This window comes from Methylobacterium sp. D53M (genome assembly GCF_053345625.1).
In genome coordinates, this window is record NZ_JBKFAL010000030.1 from 1 (window position 1) to 15,746 (window position 15,746).

Below are 15,746 nucleotides of genomic sequence, written 5' to 3' on the forward strand. Positions count from 1 at the left end.
CCGTGAAGCTGTCGACGCGATCCGGCCTCGACTGGACGGCGAAGTTCGAGCCGATCGCGAAGGCCCTGCAGAAGCTGAAGCTGCCCTCCGCCCTGATCGACGGCGAGATCGTCGTCGATAACGCGAGCGGCATCTCGAGCTTCGCGGCGCTTCAGCAGGCCCTCGCCGACGGCGACACGGGCGCGGCGCTCTTCTACGCCTTCGACTTGCTCTACATCGACGGCAAGGACATCCGCGCCCTCCCCCTGACCGAGCGCAAGGCTCTGCTGCTGCAGAGCCTGGACGATGCGGGGACCGCCGACCGGATCCGGTTCAGTGAGCATCTCATCGACGACGGTGCGGCCATGGCCCGCCATGCCTGCCGCCTCGGGCTCGAAGGCATCGTCGCCAAGCGGGCCGACGCGGCCTACCGCTCCGGACGAAGCGATCTCTGGCGCAAGGTGAAATGCACCGGCTCCCAGGAGTTCGTCGTCGCGGGCTTCATGCCCTCAGGCACGGCCCCGAAATCCGTCGGCTCGTTGATCCTGGGAACACACCAGGATGGCACCCTCGTCCACGTGGGACGGGTGGGTACGGGGTTCGGCGACGCGGTCGCGCGCGAGCTCTGGGTGAAACTGGAGTCCCTGCGGATCCCAGCGCCGCCGTTCGACGCCGAACTGCCGCCCCTGGCGCGCCGCAATGCACGATGGGTGGAGCCTCGTCTCGTATGTGAGGTGACGTTCCGCGGATGGACCGCCGACGGTCAACTGCGGCATGCGTCGTTCAAGACCATCCGGACCGGCGTGGCGCCCGACGAGGTCGTCCGGAAGGCGGCGCCGGCGCATTCACGGGCGCCGAAGCGGAGAACCGCGGAGTCGACCGTGACGCTCACGCATCCAGATCGCGTGCTCTGGCCGGACGTCGGCCTGACGAAGGAGGGCTTGGCCGGGTACTATGCCGAGATCGCCGACCGCATCCTGCCGCACGTGATCGACCGGCCTCTGTCGCTCGTCCGGTGCCCGGCTGGCCTCGGCTCGTGCTTCTACCAGAAGCACGGCTGGTCCGGGATCGACGAACGCCTTCTCCGCGTCCTCGAAGGCGGGACCGGGAAGGCGGTCGTGATCGGCGACCCGGATGGCCTGCGCGCCCTGGTCCAGGCAAGCGTCCTCGAGATCCACCCCTGGGGCGCGACGGCCGCGGACCCGGATCGGCCGGACCGCTTGGTCTTCGATCTGGATCCCGGGGACGGCGTGGGCTGGACCGACCTCGTCGCCGGCGCGCTCGAGGTCCGCGAGCGTCTGCGGATCTCGGGGTTCGGCGCCTTCGTCAAGACGACCGGAGGTAAGGGACTGCACGTCGTCGTCCCGGTCGAACCGAAGGGTGGGTGGGATGAGGCGAAGGCGTTCTCGAAGGGGCTCGCCTCCGAGATGGCCAAGAACGCGCCCGACCGCTACGTCGCGACCGTGTCCAAGAAGTCCAGGGACGGCCGCATCTATATCGACTATCTGCGCAACCAGCGTGGTGCGACCGCGGTTGCGACCTTCTCGACCCGCGCCCGCGCGGGAGCGCCGGTCTCGGTGCCGGTCGGCTGGGACGAACTCCCGTCCCTCGGTTCCGGATCGCGCTTCGACGTCGCCACCCTGCCCGGTCGCTTGGCGGCGCTCGGCAAGGATCCCTGGGCCGGCTTCGAGCGTGCCGCGCGGCCTCTGGAGGCAGCCGGCAAGCGCGGGCGTCGACGAACCTGACTGGCCTATCTGTATGGACTTGCCGTCGGCTCGTGCGCGGTCAGCGCGGGCCGGGCAGGCGAAGAGCGAGATAGCGGACGGTCTTGGCCCCGCCGTGAATGGTGGCTGCGCCGACCTCCTCGAAACCGAGCCGGGCGTGGAAGGCGTCCGAGCCCGGGTTGGGGGGCATCGAGTTGACTTCGCACACGATCAGGTCGTGACCGGCCTCGCGGGCCTTCCGGAAGAGATCCTCGTAGAGCCGCCGCGCATGGCCGAGGCCGCGGGCAATGCCGGCGACCACGACCCGGTCGACGTACACGAAGCGCGGGTAGCGTCTGCGGAACCATAGATAGTTCGGGCTCGCATAGGTCGGATGCCGCTCATCGAGGGCGATCAGGAAAGCGTCGTTGCGGCCAATCCGGCGTGCGTGGAAGCTCCCCGCCACGAGCTCGGAGAGACCTTCCTCGTCGAGCAGGGAGAGCTCGGCCGCGTGCGCGTTGTTGAGGGCCAGGATCGGACTGGTGTCGGTCGATGAGATCTGCAGCAGCGATGTCATGCACTCTCGCGTGTCGTCGGCCGAGTGTTGTACGCTATCCCGACTGCAAACTGGATCGAGGCAGCCGTTGTGGCCCCAGCGCGGATCGCAAGCTGGGTGGCCGGGACTCGGGAGTTGCACCTCTCGTTCTGGCATGCATTATACCAGCGACCTGACGCATGGGTCGTCCTCAACGCACCTCGCGCCCTCGTCAGAAACATCGGGGGCGTTTTTCTTGGGAGCGGTACGGCCGGCAGCTTCGGATGGAAGCTCGGCGAGGTCTGCAGCGGCGGTCCTTCGGCCAGGAAGGCGCGATGGACGCTCTCGGTCGCCGGCGACACGATGATCGCGTCGATCGCACGCGGCTTCAAGGCCGGCAAGCCGTTCACCCTGAAGCGCTGCGCCACGAGGTAGCCGGGAAGCCGAGCCTGAGGGCCGGCCGGCTATCGCTTCCCGCCGTTCGGGTCCATCCATGGGCGGGCACGCCCCTCCCCCTGGGTGCGAAGGAGCTGCGATGAGCCCGCACGACTACACGTGGCTCCTGTTTGCGACGCCCGCGGCCGTCGCCCTGCTCGGCGCCTTCGTCTATGTCGCGACTGGTCTTCAGGACCGGATCGACGGCCGCGGCGACCGGTAGACCGGGCCGCCGGCCCTGCCCACGAATGGTGCGCCTGTGCCGGGCGCATGGGGCGGCATCCCCGGGCGGAACCCGAGGTTCCGGATCCTGTTGTGGGATCGGCGAGCGCAGATGCCACTTGGCCCATCGGACGCCCGCCCTTCGGAAGGATCCAGATCGGGCACCTCGGCACCATGAAAGCAATCGTCTGTCTGTCCGCCGTCGTCGTCGTCGTCGCATCGACGCTCTTCGTCGGCACGCCCGCCAGGGCCGACGATGCAGAGGCGGCGCGCCTGTGCCGAGGAGACGCATTCAAGCTCTGCCTGAGCGAGATCCCGGACCGTGACCGGATCACGGCCTGCATGGTCCGGAACAGGGTGCGCCTGAGTCCGGGCTGCCAGACGGTGTTCAACAAGCCGTCCCGGCCAGCCACCGTCGAGGCCGCCAGCCACACGATCCGCTGAGCAGATGACGGTGGAGGGTATCCTCCGAAGGTCAGCACCTGCGGCCGTAGGATCGTGACGCCCGCCTCCCCGCCCATCCCATGGCTGGATCGAAGCTGGAACTGTCGATTACCGAAGCGCGCCGCATCGCGCTGACCGCCCAGGGCCTCGGCATGCGCCCGCTGTCGGACGGGATCGCCGTCTCGCGGATGCGTCGGCAGATAGGCCGCCTGGGCCTGCTCCAGATCGACAGCGTGAACGTCCTCGTCCGCGCCCACTACATGCCGCTGTTCTCGCGCCTGGGGCCCTACGACCGCGGCGCCCTCGACGCCCTGGCTGTCGCAGGCTCGAAGCGCTTCTTCGAGTACTGGGGTCACGAGGCGTCCCTCCTGCCGATCGATCTCCAGCCTCTGCTGCGCTGGCGCATGGACCGCGCCCGCCAGGGCCACGGCGTATGGAACCAGCTCAAGGCGTTCGCGGGCGAGCGGCGCGCGGAGGCGGACGCCATGCTCGCCCGGATCGGGCAGGAGGGCCCGCTGGCTGCCTCCGACGTCTCGGGCCCGAAGGCGTCCAAGGGCATGTGGGTCTGGAGCGATGCCAAGCACGCGCTCGAATGGCTCTTCTGGGCGGGACTCGTGGCGTCGACGCATCGGAGGTGCAGCTTCGAGCGCGTGTACGACCTGCCCGAACGGGTGCTGCCCCGCTCCGTCCTCGCCCGACCGACCCCGGCTCCGGTGGACGCCCGGCGCGAACTCGTCGCGCGATCCGCGGAGGCGCTCGGCGTGGCGACCGCGAATGACCTGCGCGACTACTACCGCCTTTCGCCGACCGAGGCGCGCCTGCCCATCGAGCAGCTCGTCGAGGAGGGCGTGCTCATTCCCGTGACCGTCCGCGGATGGCAGCAGCAGGCGTACCTGCACAGGGATGCCCGGCCCGGCCGCCATCACCGCGGCGCGGCCCTCCTGTCGCCGTTCGACCCGCTCGTCTGGCACCGGCCACGGACGGAGCGCCTCTTCGGATTCCGGTACCGCCTCGAGATCTACACGCCCGCCCACAAGCGCGAGCACGGCTACTACGTGCTGCCGTTCCTCATGGACGGCGCGCTGGTAGCCAGGGTCGACCTGAAGGCGGATCGACGGGCCGGGGCGCTGATCGTCCTGCGCGCGCATCAAGAGCCGGGTGCGCCGGCGGCTACGATGGAGCGGATACTCGCGGAGTTGCGATTGATGGCCTCGTGGCTCGGCCTGTCCGACGTCGTGATTTCGTCGACAGCCGAGCTGGAGAGCCGCGATCACCGGGTCAGTTCCCGGATGAGCGAACGGGCGGCGATGGAATAGCCGGCGGACCCCAGGCTACGCGTTGCGCCGGGCCGCGGACACCGCCTCGGCCAATGCCGGGAAGCCGCCGCGCAGATCGGCCGCCGTCATCCAGTACCCGGACCGCCCGAAGACCCGATTCAGTTTGGCCCTGCGGCGCGCCCCCTTCGTCCAGGACAGATGCGCGTCGGCCGTCGGGTCGATCTCCAGCACCAGCATGCGCTGCCGCTGGATTTGCATCGGGGTCACGCTGCGGATCGTCTCCCAGGGGATCCAGTCGGTCGACAGCCTGCGATCGTAGATCCCACGCGGCCCGACGGACACCACCGGTTTCGACTGGAACAGCTTGGGGAAGATCAGCACCGTGCAGAGGCCGAAGAACGCGACGCCGGCATAGGCCTCGAACTCGGCGAAGCTTCCGGGCGTTACGGCCGTGCGCCCGATTGTCGGGTGCGCATAGATCAGCCAGCCGGCGAAGGCCGCGAAACCGACGGAGGCCAGGAAGAGGCCGATGGTCCGCCACGGCGAGCGATGGATCTCGACGACATCCACGTAGGCGAACTCCGCAATGCGATGGGCTGACCTGCGCCACGTCGCTCCTCGGGAGAGCGACTATCCCGCGCCCGAAGGCGAAACCGTAGCCGATGTTGGGCGACTTCCTGAATGGCGCGGTCCCAGATCGACTCGGCGCGAACGCGTTCGAGTTGGTTCTCCACCTTGTTCAGGCAGGCCAGAACGAAGACGCATCCGCCGCGACGGCCTCAGCGCGGATCAGCGGGGCGGCATTCCTGGCCTGGATCTTCTCGACAATCGAGGGCAGGTGCGCGCGATCCTCGGTCTTATGCGTGGCGCTGCCGGAGCGTCCGCTTCGGAGAACAAGGCGGTGTGCCCCGAATGGCCGGGTTGAGCGCGAAGCGAAACGGTCGGTCTCACGCGCCCCGACGATCCGGCGAGACGTAGTCTGGCCGATAATGGAACGGCTGCTTTGGAGATGGGGGGCAGAGAAGGCAGATGGCCGCCGACGCGACGAGTGCCTGAACGCGAACTGCGTCTCTGTCGCTGGCCGACATGAGGAACAAGATCAAGACGAGGCGGCGGCACTACAACGAGAGCGGTCCTCAGACCGCCCTGGGATGGCCAACGGCCCAGGAATTGGCCCTGGCAACGGCCTTGCAAGCCGCCTAGTGAGACTTGGAAGCTCACCTTCCGGCCGGATCAAGATCTGGGCGACCCTCAGGAACGTCGTCGCCCATGTTAGGCAATTTGTGATGCATCCCGGCCCGATTGCAAGCGAGATGGTCGACGATCTTTAAGCGTTTGCAGCGCCTTAGCTAATTGGTGGTGGGCCCGGCAGGACTCGAACCTGCAACCAGACCGTTATGAGCGGCCGGCTCTAACCATTGAGCTACGGGCCCGGGAGGCGCCGACGGATAGCCGATCTCCGGCCGGCCGTCACCCGGATTTCGCCGTGCCGCGGGGGCGCCCGGCCCAGGGCGCCGGTTCCGTCCGGGTCGGCAGGTCCGCCGGCAGTGCCGCCGGTAGGTCCGCCGGTGCGGGCGGCGTGTCCTTGATCCGCCACAGGTAGCGGGCCAGGATCGAGCGGTACGGCGCGAAGGCGGCCGCCACCGCGGCGGTGTCGGCCTGCCCGGTGAGGCGGCGCAGGCAGCCCACCGCCGCCACGTCGCCCGCGGGCCAGATGTCCGGGTCGTGGAAGTGGAAGATGCCGACCATGTCGGCCGTCCAGGGGCCGACGCCGCGGATGCCGCACAGGATCGCCGACCGCTCGGGATGCGGCAGGGCGGCGAGGCCCGGCCCGAGGAGGCCCGCCGTCTCGGCCGCCACGATCGCCTGGAGCGCCCGCACCTTGTTGCCCGAGATGCCGCAGGCCCGCAGCAGCGCCGCGTCCCCGGCCTCGAACAGTCCCCTCGGGCTCGCGCCCGCCGCCGCGGCCGCGGCCTCGATCCGGGCCCAGATCGCCGCCGCCGCCCGGACGGAGAGCTGCTGGTTGACCACCTCGACGAACAGGCGGTCGGCGACGCACGGATGCGCCGAGGGCTCGATCCGGATCGGACCGGCCCGCTCCAGGGCGGCCCGCAGCGGCGGATGGGCGCGCGCCTCGTCCAGGAGATGGGTGTAGATGGCGGGATCCAGCATCGCCGCAGCCTTACCGGCCCGTGGGGCTTCCCGGAAGCGGGCCCGAGTCGGGCTGGAAGCGGGCCCGAAGCGGCGGTGCGGCCGCGCGCCCCGCGCCGGCTGGCCTGGACGGGACGCGCCCGCGGCCCAGGTCTCGACACCATGGCGATCTTCTTCACCGCGGACACGCATTTCGGCGACCCGCACATCCTCCGCCACCGCGGTGCTCGGTTCGGCAGCGTCGAGGCCCACGACGAGGCCCTGGTCGCCGGCTGGAACGCCGTGGTCGGCCCGGAGGACGTGGTCTGGCACCTCGGGGACTTCGCCGCCCATGCCAGCCGGGCGCATTGCGCGGCGATCTTCGCGCGGCTGAACGGCACCAAGCGCCTCGTCCGCGGCAACCACGATTCGAACCGTGTCCTGGACCTGCCCTGGACCGAGCCGCCGGTGGAGAGCGCCCGCCTCTCCGTCGCGGACGCCCGCGGGCGGCCGCACCGCCTGTTCCTGTCGCACTACGCGCACCGGGCCTGGCCGGGCCTGTGGCGGGAGACGCGCCACCTCTACGGGCACAGCCACGGCTGGCTCGCCGACACCACGCGCTCCTGCGATGTCGGCGTGGATGCCTGGGACGACCGCCCGGTCACCCTCGACGCGATCCTGGTGCGCCAGGACGCGGCCGCTTGCGTGCCGGAGGAACTCGCGGCCCACGGCCTGCGCTGATGGGCGGGGACCGGCGCGCTATATCGTGCGCCGGAGCATCGACAGCCCGGCAGGAGGCCGCATCGCCATGACCGACATCCCCGCCCCGCCGCCGGGCCCGGCCGACGCCGCGACCCGGGCCGCGACTCAGGCCGCCACCGAAGCCGCCACCGAACTCGGCCTCGGGACCGACTGGGCCGCCCTCGGCGCGCCGGACTGGGACCGGGTCTGCCGCCGGGCCGGCGCGATCCTCGCCGGGCAGGGCCAGGCGCCGGCGCCCGGCTGGGACGGGGCCCTGGCGCGGGCCCTCGGCCGCCCCGATCCCGCGGCCGCGCGGGACGAGCTGGCCCGCGACGCGGCCAACACCGTGCTGGCCGAGAAGGGCGAGGTCTTCGCCCCGGAGGACGATGCCTGAGGCGGACGACGAGACGCCGCCGGACGTGCCGCCGGACGTGCCGCCGGTCGTGCCGCCGGTCGTGCCATCGGGCGGACCGGTGGTTGCCGCGGCGGGGGTGCGGGCCGATGTAGGAGGCATGCCTTATCCCGAACACCGGCCTGAACCGCGGCCCGAGCACCGGCGTGCCGCCCCGAGACCGACCGAGCGCTACGCCTCCGGCGCGGCACCCGCCGCCCTGCGGGTGATCCCCATCGCGGGCGGCCCGACCCTCGACGCGCAGACGCGCGTGCGGCTCGGCCACCAGATGCGGGCGATGTACGATCCGGTGATCGACGAGGCGCTGGATCCCCGGCTGGCGGAGCTGCTGCAGCAGCTCGACGCGGCTCGGGGCGGCTCGACCTGAGATCGGGAGCGGGGGTGTCCGGCCCGCGCATCCGCTGCGGGTGAAGAGGCTCCCATCGGTGGATCGGGGGGATGTCACACCGATGGGAGCCCGGCCGAGTCGACGGATCGACCCAACCCGCTCCATATCGCCCAGGCGGCGGCCCGGGCGCTTTCACCTAAGTCAATTTGCTTGCGAATACGGCCGTCGAAGTGTCGAATTGGCGTATTCGATTGTGAGAATCGTCACGATCAGGCCGAGGTGCCGGTCACCGAGAGCATGACCCCGTCGCTGCCGATCTCGTCGCCGCCGTAGCCGAGCATGCGCGCGAGCTGCTCGCGGGCGCGCCAGACCCGGCTCTTCACGGTGCCGATCCGGCAGTTCATGACGACGGCGGCCTCCTCGTAGCTCAGGTTCTCGATCGCCACGAGGACCAGCGCCTCCCGCATCACCGGCGCGAGCCGATCCAGGGCCGCGCGCACGTCCTGCAGGTCGAGATGGCCCCCCTGCTCGGGGATGCTGGTCAGCCGCTCGGCGTAGCTGCCGTCGGTGTCGGCGACCTCGCGGCCCTGCTTGCGGTGCTGGCTGTAGAAGACATTGCGGAGGATCGTGAACAGCCACGCCTCTAGGTTGGTCCCGGGGGTGAATCCGCCGCGGCCGCGCCAGCCGCGCAGCAGGGTGTCCTGCACGAGATCGTCCGCCGCGGCCGGGTCGCGCGTCAACGAGACCGCGAACCGGTGCAGCGCCGGCACCACCTGCAGCAGGCCCGCGCGGAACGTTCTGTCGCGCTCGCCCTCGGCCTGCGCGAGGGCGGTCTCCAGGCGCGCGAGCAGGTCGGCGAAGGGGTTCGCATCCCTGTCCGAGTCGAGGTCGATCCGGTCGTAGGCGCGACCGAGGAGCGTGCCGAGATGGGCGCGCACGGCCTCCGGCAGGCCGAAGCGGGTCTCGTCCCCGGCCTCCTCTGCGACATCCGCGATGGGATCGAGGAGCGATGGGCCTTCGGTGTCGGGCATTCGGTCCGGTCGTCGGCGGGCGGGCCGGTCAAGCCCAGAGGACCGGTTGTGGCGCGCCCCGGCCGCCCATGCCGCAACATGGGTTAACGCCTGTCCCGAACGGGGCTCAGCCGCGGGCGCCGAACCGCCGCGTCGCCGCGAGACCGGCGAGGACGGCCGCGTAGGCCCCCGCGGCGGCGAGCCCCGTGCCGAGGGCCGTACTCAGGGTTCCGGCATCGGGGACGCCCTTGCGGGCGCGCCAGCCGCCGTCGGCCCGCGTGCCCTCCGGCGTCGGCGCGCGCAGGGCCCCGTGCGTGCGCGGCCCGGGTTCGGCACGGTCGAGGGCCCACCGGAACCCGGCACCCATCAGGTGCTCGGTCGGGTACGGAGCCAGCGCGTAGCCGACCTGCGCGAGGCGGGCCGGCCAGCCGACCGCGACCTCGTCGCGCGGGTGGCGCGCGAGGCGGAGATAGGTCTCCGCCACGGCCTCGGGCGCGTAGTACAGGTGCCCGGGATTGAGCCGCCGGCCGCTGACATTGGCGCCGTGCTCCAGGCCCGGCGTGTCGACGATGGCGGGAAATACGGCGCAGACGCGGATGTGGCGGTGCCGGGCGAGTTCCTGGCGCAGGCTCGCCGAGAAGCCGCGCAGGCCGAACTTGCTGGCCGTGTAGGCGGCGGCGAAGGGCGTCGGCGCCCAGCCGCCCATCGAGACCGTGTTGATCAGCGTCCCCCGGCCGCGGTCGAGGAAATGCGGCAGCACCGCGTAGGCCCCGTGCACGGCGCCCAGCAGGTTCACCGCGATCGTCTGCCGGTGCAGGTCGAGGGGAGCGTCCAGCAGGGGGCCGAACACCCCCACCCCGGCATTGTTGATCCAGACGTCGATGCCGCCGAAGGCCCGGAGTGCCGCCCGGGACAGGGCGTCCACCGCCTCGGGCTCTGTGACGTCGGTGGGGACCGCGACGGCCTCGGCGCCCGACGCGCGCAGGTCGCGGGTGATTCCGTCGAGCACGTCGGCCCGCCGCGCCGCCAGCACCACCCGGGCGCCCCGCGCCGCGAAGGCCTCGGCCGCCGCCCGGCCGATGCCGCTCGAGGCCCCGGTGATGACCACCGTCCCGCCGTCCAGGCGTGCCATGCCGGTTCTCCGCGTCGTGTGTCGTCGAGTTGCAACTGCACGGCGAACCCTTCCCCGCGCTGCGGCGTTCCCCCTCGCAGCTGCGGCCATTCGGACGCGCCGTCCAGGGCGCGTCCGAATGGCCGCCGCGACGCGCGGCTCCGAAGGCCCGCCCCCGTCTGCCCGAACCCTTCCGAGGTCGCCGATGCCTGCCCCCGATTCAGCCCCCGCCAGGGCCGCCGCGCCCGAGGGAGGCGCCTCGACGGTCTGGACGCTCGCCCTCGCCACCGCGCTGATCGGCATCGTCGCCCTTCCCCGCCGGTCGGCGCGCGGCGCGGTCGGTGCCTCGGTCGACCGTGCGCCCGGCCGGTCCGCCGACCGGGACGGGGCGCGCCGGACGTCGCCCGCGCACGCGGGACGGGAGGCCCACGCCGTCGCCCGGGCCGAGGCCGATCGCGGGCGGCAGGCCTCGACGCCGACCGAGATCCCCGCCAAGGGCTGGAAGGACATCGCGCTGCGCGCCTATCACGACATCGGCGAGAACCGCCTGTCGCTGATCGCGGCCGGCGTCACCTTCTTCACGCTCCTGGCGATCTTCCCGGCGGTGGCGGCCCTGGTCTCCTGCTACGGCCTCGTGGCCGACGCCTCGACCATCAACGACCAGCTCGCCAGCCTCCAGGGCATCCTGCCCCAGGGCGCTCTGGAGATCGTCGGCGACCAGGTGAAGCGGCTGAACGAGCAGGGCAACACCACCCTCGGGTTCAGCCTGCTTATCAGCATCGCCCTGTCCGTGTGGAGCGCCAACGGTGGCGTGAAGCACGTCTTCGACGCGCTCAACCTCGTCTACAACGAGCGCGAGAAGCGCAACTTCCTCGTGCTCAATCTCGTCTCCCTTGCCTTCACGGCGGGGGCGCTCCTGTTCCTCCTCCTGGCGCTGGCCGCGGTGGTGGTGGTGCCGGTGGTGCTGGAATTCGTCGGGCTCGGCGCGGACGCGTGGTGGCTGGCGCTGCTGCGGTGGCCGGTCCTGCTCCTGGCGGTGCTGCTCGGCCTCGCCCTGCTCTACCGCTACGGGCCGAGCCGGGACGCGCCGCGCTGGCGCTGGGTCACGCCCGGGGGCGCCCTCGCGGCCGTGCTGTGGATCGTCGCGTCGCTGCTGTTCTCTTGGTACGTCGGCCATTTCGGCAGCTACAACAAGACCTACGGCTCGCTCGGCGCGGCGATCGGCTTCATGACCTGGATCTGGCTCTCGACCATGATCGTGCTGGCCGGCGCCCAGGTGAACGCCGAGATGGAGCATCAGACCGCCGAGGACACGACCGTCGGCGAACCGCAGCCCCTGGGTACGCGCCGGGCGCGCATGGCCGATACGGTGGGCGCCGCCGCGGAGTAGTGCGGCGCCCGGCCCTCACCCGGCGGCACGGCCTCCTGAGCGAGGGGGGCTCGCGGAGCGCGTCGCCGGCGAGAACGCCGACTTAACACAGGTTGGCGCGCGTTTTTCTGCTGCAGGCACAAGCCGATCAAGAAGATCCGGACTTCGATGTTCGGGCGACGGTTTGGCCCCCTGCCGATAGAAATATCCGTGCCTCATTATTTGACCGATACCCATGGCGGCGCCGTCGTTCGGGACGCTTCGGATGGGCGCGACGTCGCCCGATCCCCCATGGCCCCCCGCTTCGGCGACCTCCCCGGCGCCTGCTCCGGCGCCTGTCCCGGCGACTGCCCGGCCGCCGGCACGCCGGCGCCGCGGTGATCTGACCGGAGGCGGACGTGGACAACCCGTTCGTACGGAAGATGGAGCGGCATGTCCGGCTCGCGCCCGAGGACCGCGCGATCCTCGACGGGTTGGGGCGCCTGCATGTCCGCCACGTCGCGGCCCGGCAGGATATCGAGGGGCAGCAGAGCGACCCGTACCACACGCACCTGATCCTCGACGGCTGGGCCTGCCGGTACAAGCAGTTCCCGGACGGCCGGCGGGCGATCGTCGCGCTGCTCCTGCCGGGCGACCTGTGCGACCCGTTCGTGTTCCGCCGGGCGCGCATGGACCACGCCATCGGCGCGCTGACGCCCGTCACCGTCGCGCGGATCGCCCCGGAGCAGATCGGCGACGCGGTCCGCGGCCGGCCCGCCGTCGAGGAGTGCCTGTGGCGGGAGCTGCTCGCCGCCACGGCGATCCACCGCGAGTGGATCGCCAGCGTCGGCCGGCGCTCGGCGATTGAGCGGCTGGCGCACCTGTTCTGCGAGCTGCACCTGCGGTTGACGCGCGTCGGCCTCGCGGACGGGACGACGCTGCCGATGCCGGTGACCCAGCCCGACCTCGCCGACGCCCTCGGCCAGACGAGCGTGCACATCAACCGCACCCTGAAGGAGCTGCGCACCGGCGGCCTCGTCGCCCTGCGCAGCCGCCGCCTGACGATCCGCGACCTCGACGGACTGCGGGAGCGCGGGCTGTTCGATCCGGCCTACCTGCAGCTCTCCTGAGCGGCGCGGGCGATACGCCGCGGCACCGGAGGCCGCGTGCGCCTTGCCGCGGGGCGGCTGCGGCCGATCTGAGGCGGACCCGTCACCCGCCACCGGCGCCCGCGCGACACACGATGCACATCCACCTCGACGCGCTCGGCGGCGTCGCCGGCGACATGTTCGCCGCCGCCCTGCTGGACGCCTTCCCCGAGCATCGGGCCGGCGTGTCCGCCAGCGTCCGGGCGGTCGACGCGCGCATCGCCTGCGCGGTCAGCGCGCACAACGATGGGATCCTCAGCGGCGCGCGCTTCACCGTGTCGGCGCCCGGGGCGGAGCCCGGGCCCGCGCCGCACCGGCACGCGCATACCGGGCAGCACGACCATCCGCATGCTCACGATCACAGCCACGATCACGGCCACGATCATGCCCACGACCACGGCCACCGTCCCTGGTCGGAGATCCGCGCCGCGCTGGAGGCGGCGGATCTCGCGCCGGCTGTGCGGGCGCACGCGCTCGGCATCTTCGGGCATCTGGCCGCGGCGGAAGCCCGCGTCCACGGCATCGCGGTCGACGCGGTGGCGTTCCACGAGGTCGGCGCCGCCGACTCGATCGCCGACATCGTCGCCGCCGCCCACCTGATCGCCGCCCTGGAGGCGCGCAGCTGGAGCGTCTCGGCCCTGCCACTGGGCTCCGGCCGGGTGCGGACCCAGCACGGTCCCCTCCCCGTCCCGGCCCCCGCCACGACGCTGCTGCTGGCGGGCTTCGCGACCCTCGACGACGGGATCCCCGGCGAGCGCGTCACCCCCACCGGCGCGGCGATCCTGCGCCACCTCTGCGGCGACGATCCCGGGCGCGGTCGCCCCCGGGGCATCCTCGGGCGCACCGGCATCGGCTTCGGCACGAACGTCCTGCCGGGCCTGAGCAACTGCCTGCGCGCCCTCGTGCTGGAGGACGGCGCCGCGTCCCGCCCGGGCCGGCGGGATCTCGCGGTGATCGCCTTCGAGGTCGACGACCAGTCCGGCGAGGATCTCGCCACGGGCCTCGACCGGCTGCGCGCCGAGCCCGGCATCGTGGACGTCGTGCAGATGCCGGTCATCGGCAAGAAGGGCCGGATGATGGCCCGGATCCAGGTCCTGGTCCGTCCGGAGAGCCTGGAGGCGGCGGTCGCGGCCTCCTTCCGGGAGACCACGACCATCGGCCTGCGTTACCACCCCGTGGAGGGCGCGGTGCTCGCGCGCGCCGCCCGCACGGTCGAGCACGACGGCCGGTCGGTTCGCGTGAAGATCGTGGCGCGGCCGGGCGGGCGCACCGCCAAGGCCGAGGCCGACGACGCCCGCGACCGTCCGGACCACGCGGCCCGGGCCGCCCTACGCCGCGAGGCCGAGCGCCTCGCCCTGGAACAGGAGCAGGAGGAGCGGTGACGCGCCAGCATCTGGAATCCGTCCTCGCCGGGCTCGGCCCCGTCGCGGTGGCGGTGAGCGGCGGGGTCGACAGCCTGACGCTCGCCACCCTCGCCCACCGGCTGGCGCCGGGGGCGGCTCTCATGGTCCACGCGGTCTCGCCGGCGGTGCCGGAGGAAGCGACCGCGCGCGTGCGCGCCGAGGGCGCCCGCGAGGGCTGGTCCTTACGGGTGATCGAGGCCGGCGAGTTCGCCGACCCGGCCTACCGAGCGAACCCGGTCAACCGCTGCTTCTTCTGCAAGACCAACCTCTACGGCGCGGTCCGACGCGTCACCGACCGCCAGATCCTGTCGGGCGCGAACCGCGACGACCTCGGCGAGTACCGCCCCGGCCTCGACGCCGCCCGGGAGCACGGCGTGCGCCACCCCTACGTGGAGGCCGGGTTCGACAAGGCGTCGGTCCGGGCGCTCGCCCGCGACCTCGGCCTCGGGGCCGTGGCGGAATTGCCGGCCGCGCCCTGCCTGTCGAGCCGGGTCGAGACCGGCATCGCCATCGAGCCGGAGACCCTGACCTTCATTCACGCGGTCGAGCGGCTGGTCGGCGGAGCGCTGGCGACCGACGGCGCCGGACGGGCCGTCCGCTGTCGGGTCCGCGCCGAGGGCGTGGTGGTGGAACTCGATCCGGCGAGCCTCGCCGCCCTCGACGCCGAGGGTCGCGAGACGCTCGGGGCGGGCATCCGGGACATGGCGCCGGCCCGTCTCGCTGGCCCGGTCCGCTTCGCCCCCTACCGGGTCGGCAGCGCCTTCCTGGTCGAGCCGCGGGAGGCCCGGGCGTGAGCATCTCCGAAGAGTTCACCCTCGATTTCGCCCGGCCCGAGCGGATCGGGCTGGAGGAGGCGATCTTCTGCGCCGGCAAGAGCCCGGAGCAGATCGACGCGATCCTGGAGGCCGCCCGGGCGCGCGGCGCCTCGCTGCTCCTCACCCGCCTCGACCCGGAGAAGCGCGACCGGCTCCGGGACGCCGCGCGGCTCGATTACTGCCCGGTCTCGCGCACGGCGGTGTTCGGCGAGGCCCCCCGGATCACCGGTCCGGCCCGGGTCGCGGTGGTGGCGGCCGGCACCTCGGACGTACCTGTCGCCCGCGAGGCGCTGCGAGTGCTGGCCTATGCCGGACGGGCGGCCTCGCTCTTCGCCGATGTCGGCGTCGCCGGCCTGTGGCGGCTGACGTCGCGGATCGAGGAGATCCGGGCGCACCCGGTGGTGATCGTCGCCGCCGGCATGGACGCGGCTTTGCCCAGCGTCGTCGGCGGCCTCGTGGCGGGCGCGGTGATCGCGGTCCCGACCTCCGTGGGCTACGGTGTCGCCGCGGGCGGGCGCGCCGCGCTCGACGCCGTGCTGGCGAGCTGCGCGCCGGGCATCACGGTGGTCAACATCGACAACGGCTACGGCGCCGCCTGCGCCGCCCTGCGCCTGCTCCACGCGGCGGGACGCCTCGCCACGGGGACCGAACGATGACGCGGCCCGACGCATTACCTCCCCTCACCAGGACATCCTCGAACGGAGA

At 72.3% G+C, this 15,746-nt stretch carries 18 protein-coding genes and 1 tRNA gene; 13 read left to right on the forward strand and 6 right to left on the reverse strand.

Going from position 1 to position 15,746, the window contains the following annotated elements:
- A partial coding sequence (gene ligD / locus ACLBYG_RS27170; protein WP_447683524.1) for a DNA ligase D occupies nucleotides 1–1,724 on the forward strand: 1,724 nt, incomplete at its 5' end.
- A gap of 40 nt (nucleotides 1,725–1,764) precedes the next feature.
- On the opposite strand, the gene ACLBYG_RS27175 is transcribed toward ligD, so the two are convergent.
- The gene (locus ACLBYG_RS27175) at nucleotides 1,765–2,259 is read right to left on the reverse strand and encodes a GNAT family N-acetyltransferase (protein ID WP_205833532.1); all 495 of its coding nucleotides are present in this window, start codon (nucleotides 2,257–2,259) and stop codon (nucleotides 1,765–1,767) included.
- Nucleotides 2,260–2,373: 114 nt separating this feature from the next.
- Between ACLBYG_RS27175 and ACLBYG_RS27180 the strand changes: the two genes are divergently transcribed.
- The 4 genes from ACLBYG_RS27180 to ACLBYG_RS27195 all read left to right on the forward strand — a co-directional run bounded on the left by ACLBYG_RS27180 (nucleotide 2,374) and on the right by ACLBYG_RS27195 (nucleotide 4,634).
- Nucleotides 2,374–2,652: a hypothetical protein gene (locus tag ACLBYG_RS27180; protein WP_447683525.1), complete on the forward strand. Its 279-nt coding sequence runs from the start codon at nucleotides 2,374–2,376 to the stop codon at nucleotides 2,650–2,652.
- Between the two features lie 100 nt (nucleotides 2,653–2,752).
- Nucleotides 2,753–2,875 carry a hypothetical protein gene (locus ACLBYG_RS27185; RefSeq protein WP_280142486.1) on the forward strand — a complete coding sequence of 41 codons (123 nt, stop codon included), beginning with the start codon at nucleotides 2,753–2,755 and terminating at the stop codon, nucleotides 2,873–2,875.
- Between the two features lie 92 nt (nucleotides 2,876–2,967).
- Nucleotides 2,968–3,318, forward strand: coding sequence for a hypothetical protein (locus ACLBYG_RS27190; protein ID WP_447683526.1), 351 nt, complete (start codon nucleotides 2,968–2,970; stop codon nucleotides 3,316–3,318).
- Nucleotides 3,319–3,398: 80 nt separating this feature from the next.
- Nucleotides 3,399–4,634, forward strand: a complete 1,236-nt coding sequence (locus ACLBYG_RS27195; RefSeq protein WP_447683527.1) for a winged helix-turn-helix domain-containing protein — start codon at nucleotides 3,399–3,401, stop codon at nucleotides 4,632–4,634.
- Between the two features lie 15 nt (nucleotides 4,635–4,649).
- On the opposite strand, the gene ACLBYG_RS27200 is transcribed toward ACLBYG_RS27195, so the two are convergent.
- The 3 genes from ACLBYG_RS27200 to ACLBYG_RS27210 all read right to left on the reverse strand — a co-directional run bounded on the left by ACLBYG_RS27200 (nucleotide 4,650) and on the right by ACLBYG_RS27210 (nucleotide 6,767).
- On the reverse strand, nucleotides 4,650–5,165 hold the full coding sequence (locus tag ACLBYG_RS27200) for an STM3941 family protein (RefSeq protein WP_020096260.1): 516 nt from the start codon (nucleotides 5,163–5,165) through the stop codon (nucleotides 4,650–4,652).
- 787 nt (nucleotides 5,166–5,952) lie between these two features.
- Nucleotides 5,953–6,028, reverse strand: a tRNA-Ile gene (locus tag ACLBYG_RS27205).
- A gap of 37 nt (nucleotides 6,029–6,065) precedes the next feature.
- Complete coding sequence (locus ACLBYG_RS27210) at nucleotides 6,066–6,767, reverse strand: DNA-3-methyladenine glycosylase family protein (RefSeq protein ID WP_447683528.1); 702 nt, start codon at nucleotides 6,765–6,767, stop codon at nucleotides 6,066–6,068.
- A 141-nt stretch (nucleotides 6,768–6,908) separates the two neighbouring features.
- On the opposite strand from ACLBYG_RS27210, the gene ACLBYG_RS27215 reads away from it, so the two are divergent.
- The 3 genes from ACLBYG_RS27215 to ACLBYG_RS27225 all read left to right on the forward strand — a co-directional run bounded on the left by ACLBYG_RS27215 (nucleotide 6,909) and on the right by ACLBYG_RS27225 (nucleotide 8,245).
- A complete protein-coding gene (locus tag ACLBYG_RS27215) occupies nucleotides 6,909–7,466 on the forward strand; it encodes a metallophosphoesterase (protein ID WP_447683529.1) in 558 nt (185 codons plus the stop codon).
- A gap of 67 nt (nucleotides 7,467–7,533) precedes the next feature.
- A complete protein-coding gene (locus tag ACLBYG_RS27220; protein ID WP_020094807.1) occupies nucleotides 7,534–7,860 on the forward strand; it encodes a hypothetical protein in 327 nt (108 codons plus the stop codon).
- A complete protein-coding gene (locus ACLBYG_RS27225) occupies nucleotides 7,853–8,245 on the forward strand; it encodes a hypothetical protein (RefSeq protein ID WP_447683530.1) in 393 nt (130 codons plus the stop codon). The genes ACLBYG_RS27220 and ACLBYG_RS27225 overlap by 8 nt, the downstream gene beginning before the upstream one ends.
- A 230-nt stretch (nucleotides 8,246–8,475) precedes the next feature.
- Here the strand turns inward: ACLBYG_RS27225 and ACLBYG_RS27230 are convergent, their stop codons facing one another.
- Nucleotides 8,476–9,237, reverse strand: coding sequence for a sigma-70 family RNA polymerase sigma factor (locus ACLBYG_RS27230; protein ID WP_447683531.1), 762 nt, complete (start codon nucleotides 9,235–9,237; stop codon nucleotides 8,476–8,478).
- 106 nt (nucleotides 9,238–9,343) lie between these two features.
- The gene (locus ACLBYG_RS27235) at nucleotides 9,344–10,348 is read right to left on the reverse strand and encodes an SDR family oxidoreductase (protein ID WP_447683532.1); all 1,005 of its coding nucleotides are present in this window, start codon (nucleotides 10,346–10,348) and stop codon (nucleotides 9,344–9,346) included.
- Nucleotides 10,349–10,532: 184 nt separating this feature from the next.
- On the opposite strand from ACLBYG_RS27235, the gene ACLBYG_RS27240 reads away from it, so the two are divergent.
- The 5 genes from ACLBYG_RS27240 (at nucleotide 10,533) to larB (ending at nucleotide 15,697) form a co-directional block, all read left to right on the forward strand.
- Nucleotides 10,533–11,717: a YihY/virulence factor BrkB family protein gene (locus ACLBYG_RS27240; RefSeq protein WP_103985985.1), complete on the forward strand. Its 1,185-nt coding sequence runs from the start codon at nucleotides 10,533–10,535 to the stop codon at nucleotides 11,715–11,717.
- 377 nt (nucleotides 11,718–12,094) lie between these two features.
- Nucleotides 12,095–12,805 carry a Crp/Fnr family transcriptional regulator gene (locus tag ACLBYG_RS27245; protein WP_042672072.1) on the forward strand — a complete coding sequence of 237 codons (711 nt, stop codon included), beginning with the start codon at nucleotides 12,095–12,097 and terminating at the stop codon, nucleotides 12,803–12,805.
- A 113-nt stretch (nucleotides 12,806–12,918) separates the two neighbouring features.
- Complete coding sequence (locus ACLBYG_RS27250; protein WP_447683533.1) at nucleotides 12,919–14,205, forward strand: LarC family nickel insertion protein; 1,287 nt, start codon at nucleotides 12,919–12,921, stop codon at nucleotides 14,203–14,205.
- On the forward strand, nucleotides 14,202–15,020 hold the full coding sequence (locus ACLBYG_RS27255) for an adenine nucleotide alpha hydrolase (protein WP_331327541.1): 819 nt from the start codon (nucleotides 14,202–14,204) through the stop codon (nucleotides 15,018–15,020). Before ACLBYG_RS27250 ends, ACLBYG_RS27255 begins: the two co-directional genes overlap by 4 nt.
- Nucleotides 15,017–15,697, forward strand: coding sequence for a nickel pincer cofactor biosynthesis protein LarB (larB, locus tag ACLBYG_RS27260; protein WP_082557874.1), 681 nt, complete (start codon nucleotides 15,017–15,019; stop codon nucleotides 15,695–15,697). Before ACLBYG_RS27255 ends, larB begins: the two co-directional genes overlap by 4 nt.
- The last annotated feature ends 49 nt before the right edge of the window (nucleotides 15,698–15,746 follow it).

What these genes read in the sequence shown, in the direction of transcription:
- ACLBYG_RS27175 (WP_205833532.1), bottom strand. Translation starts at nt 2,259, where the DNA reads ATGACATCGCTGCTGCAGATCTCATCGACCGACACCAGTCCGATCCTG.
- ACLBYG_RS27185 (WP_280142486.1), top strand. Translation starts at nt 2,753, where the DNA reads ATGAGCCCGCACGACTACACGTGGCTCCTGTTTGCGACGCCCGCGGCC.
- ACLBYG_RS27195 (WP_447683527.1), top strand. Translation starts at nt 3,399, where the DNA reads ATGGCTGGATCGAAGCTGGAACTGTCGATTACCGAAGCGCGCCGCATC.
- ACLBYG_RS27210 (WP_447683528.1), bottom strand. Translation starts at nt 6,767, where the DNA reads ATGCTGGATCCCGCCATCTACACCCATCTCCTGGACGAGGCGCGCGCC.
- ACLBYG_RS27215 (WP_447683529.1), top strand. Translation starts at nt 6,909, where the DNA reads ATGGCGATCTTCTTCACCGCGGACACGCATTTCGGCGACCCGCACATC.
- ACLBYG_RS27220 (WP_020094807.1), top strand. Translation starts at nt 7,534, where the DNA reads ATGACCGACATCCCCGCCCCGCCGCCGGGCCCGGCCGACGCCGCGACC.
- ACLBYG_RS27225 (WP_447683530.1), top strand. Translation starts at nt 7,853, where the DNA reads ATGCCTGAGGCGGACGACGAGACGCCGCCGGACGTGCCGCCGGACGTG.
- ACLBYG_RS27230 (WP_447683531.1), bottom strand. Translation starts at nt 9,237, where the DNA reads ATGCCCGACACCGAAGGCCCATCGCTCCTCGATCCCATCGCGGATGTC.
- ACLBYG_RS27235 (WP_447683532.1), bottom strand. Translation starts at nt 10,348, where the DNA reads ATGGCACGCCTGGACGGCGGGACGGTGGTCATCACCGGGGCCTCGAGC.
- ACLBYG_RS27240 (WP_103985985.1), top strand. Translation starts at nt 10,533, where the DNA reads ATGCCTGCCCCCGATTCAGCCCCCGCCAGGGCCGCCGCGCCCGAGGGA.
- ACLBYG_RS27250 (WP_447683533.1), top strand. Translation starts at nt 12,919, where the DNA reads ATGCACATCCACCTCGACGCGCTCGGCGGCGTCGCCGGCGACATGTTC.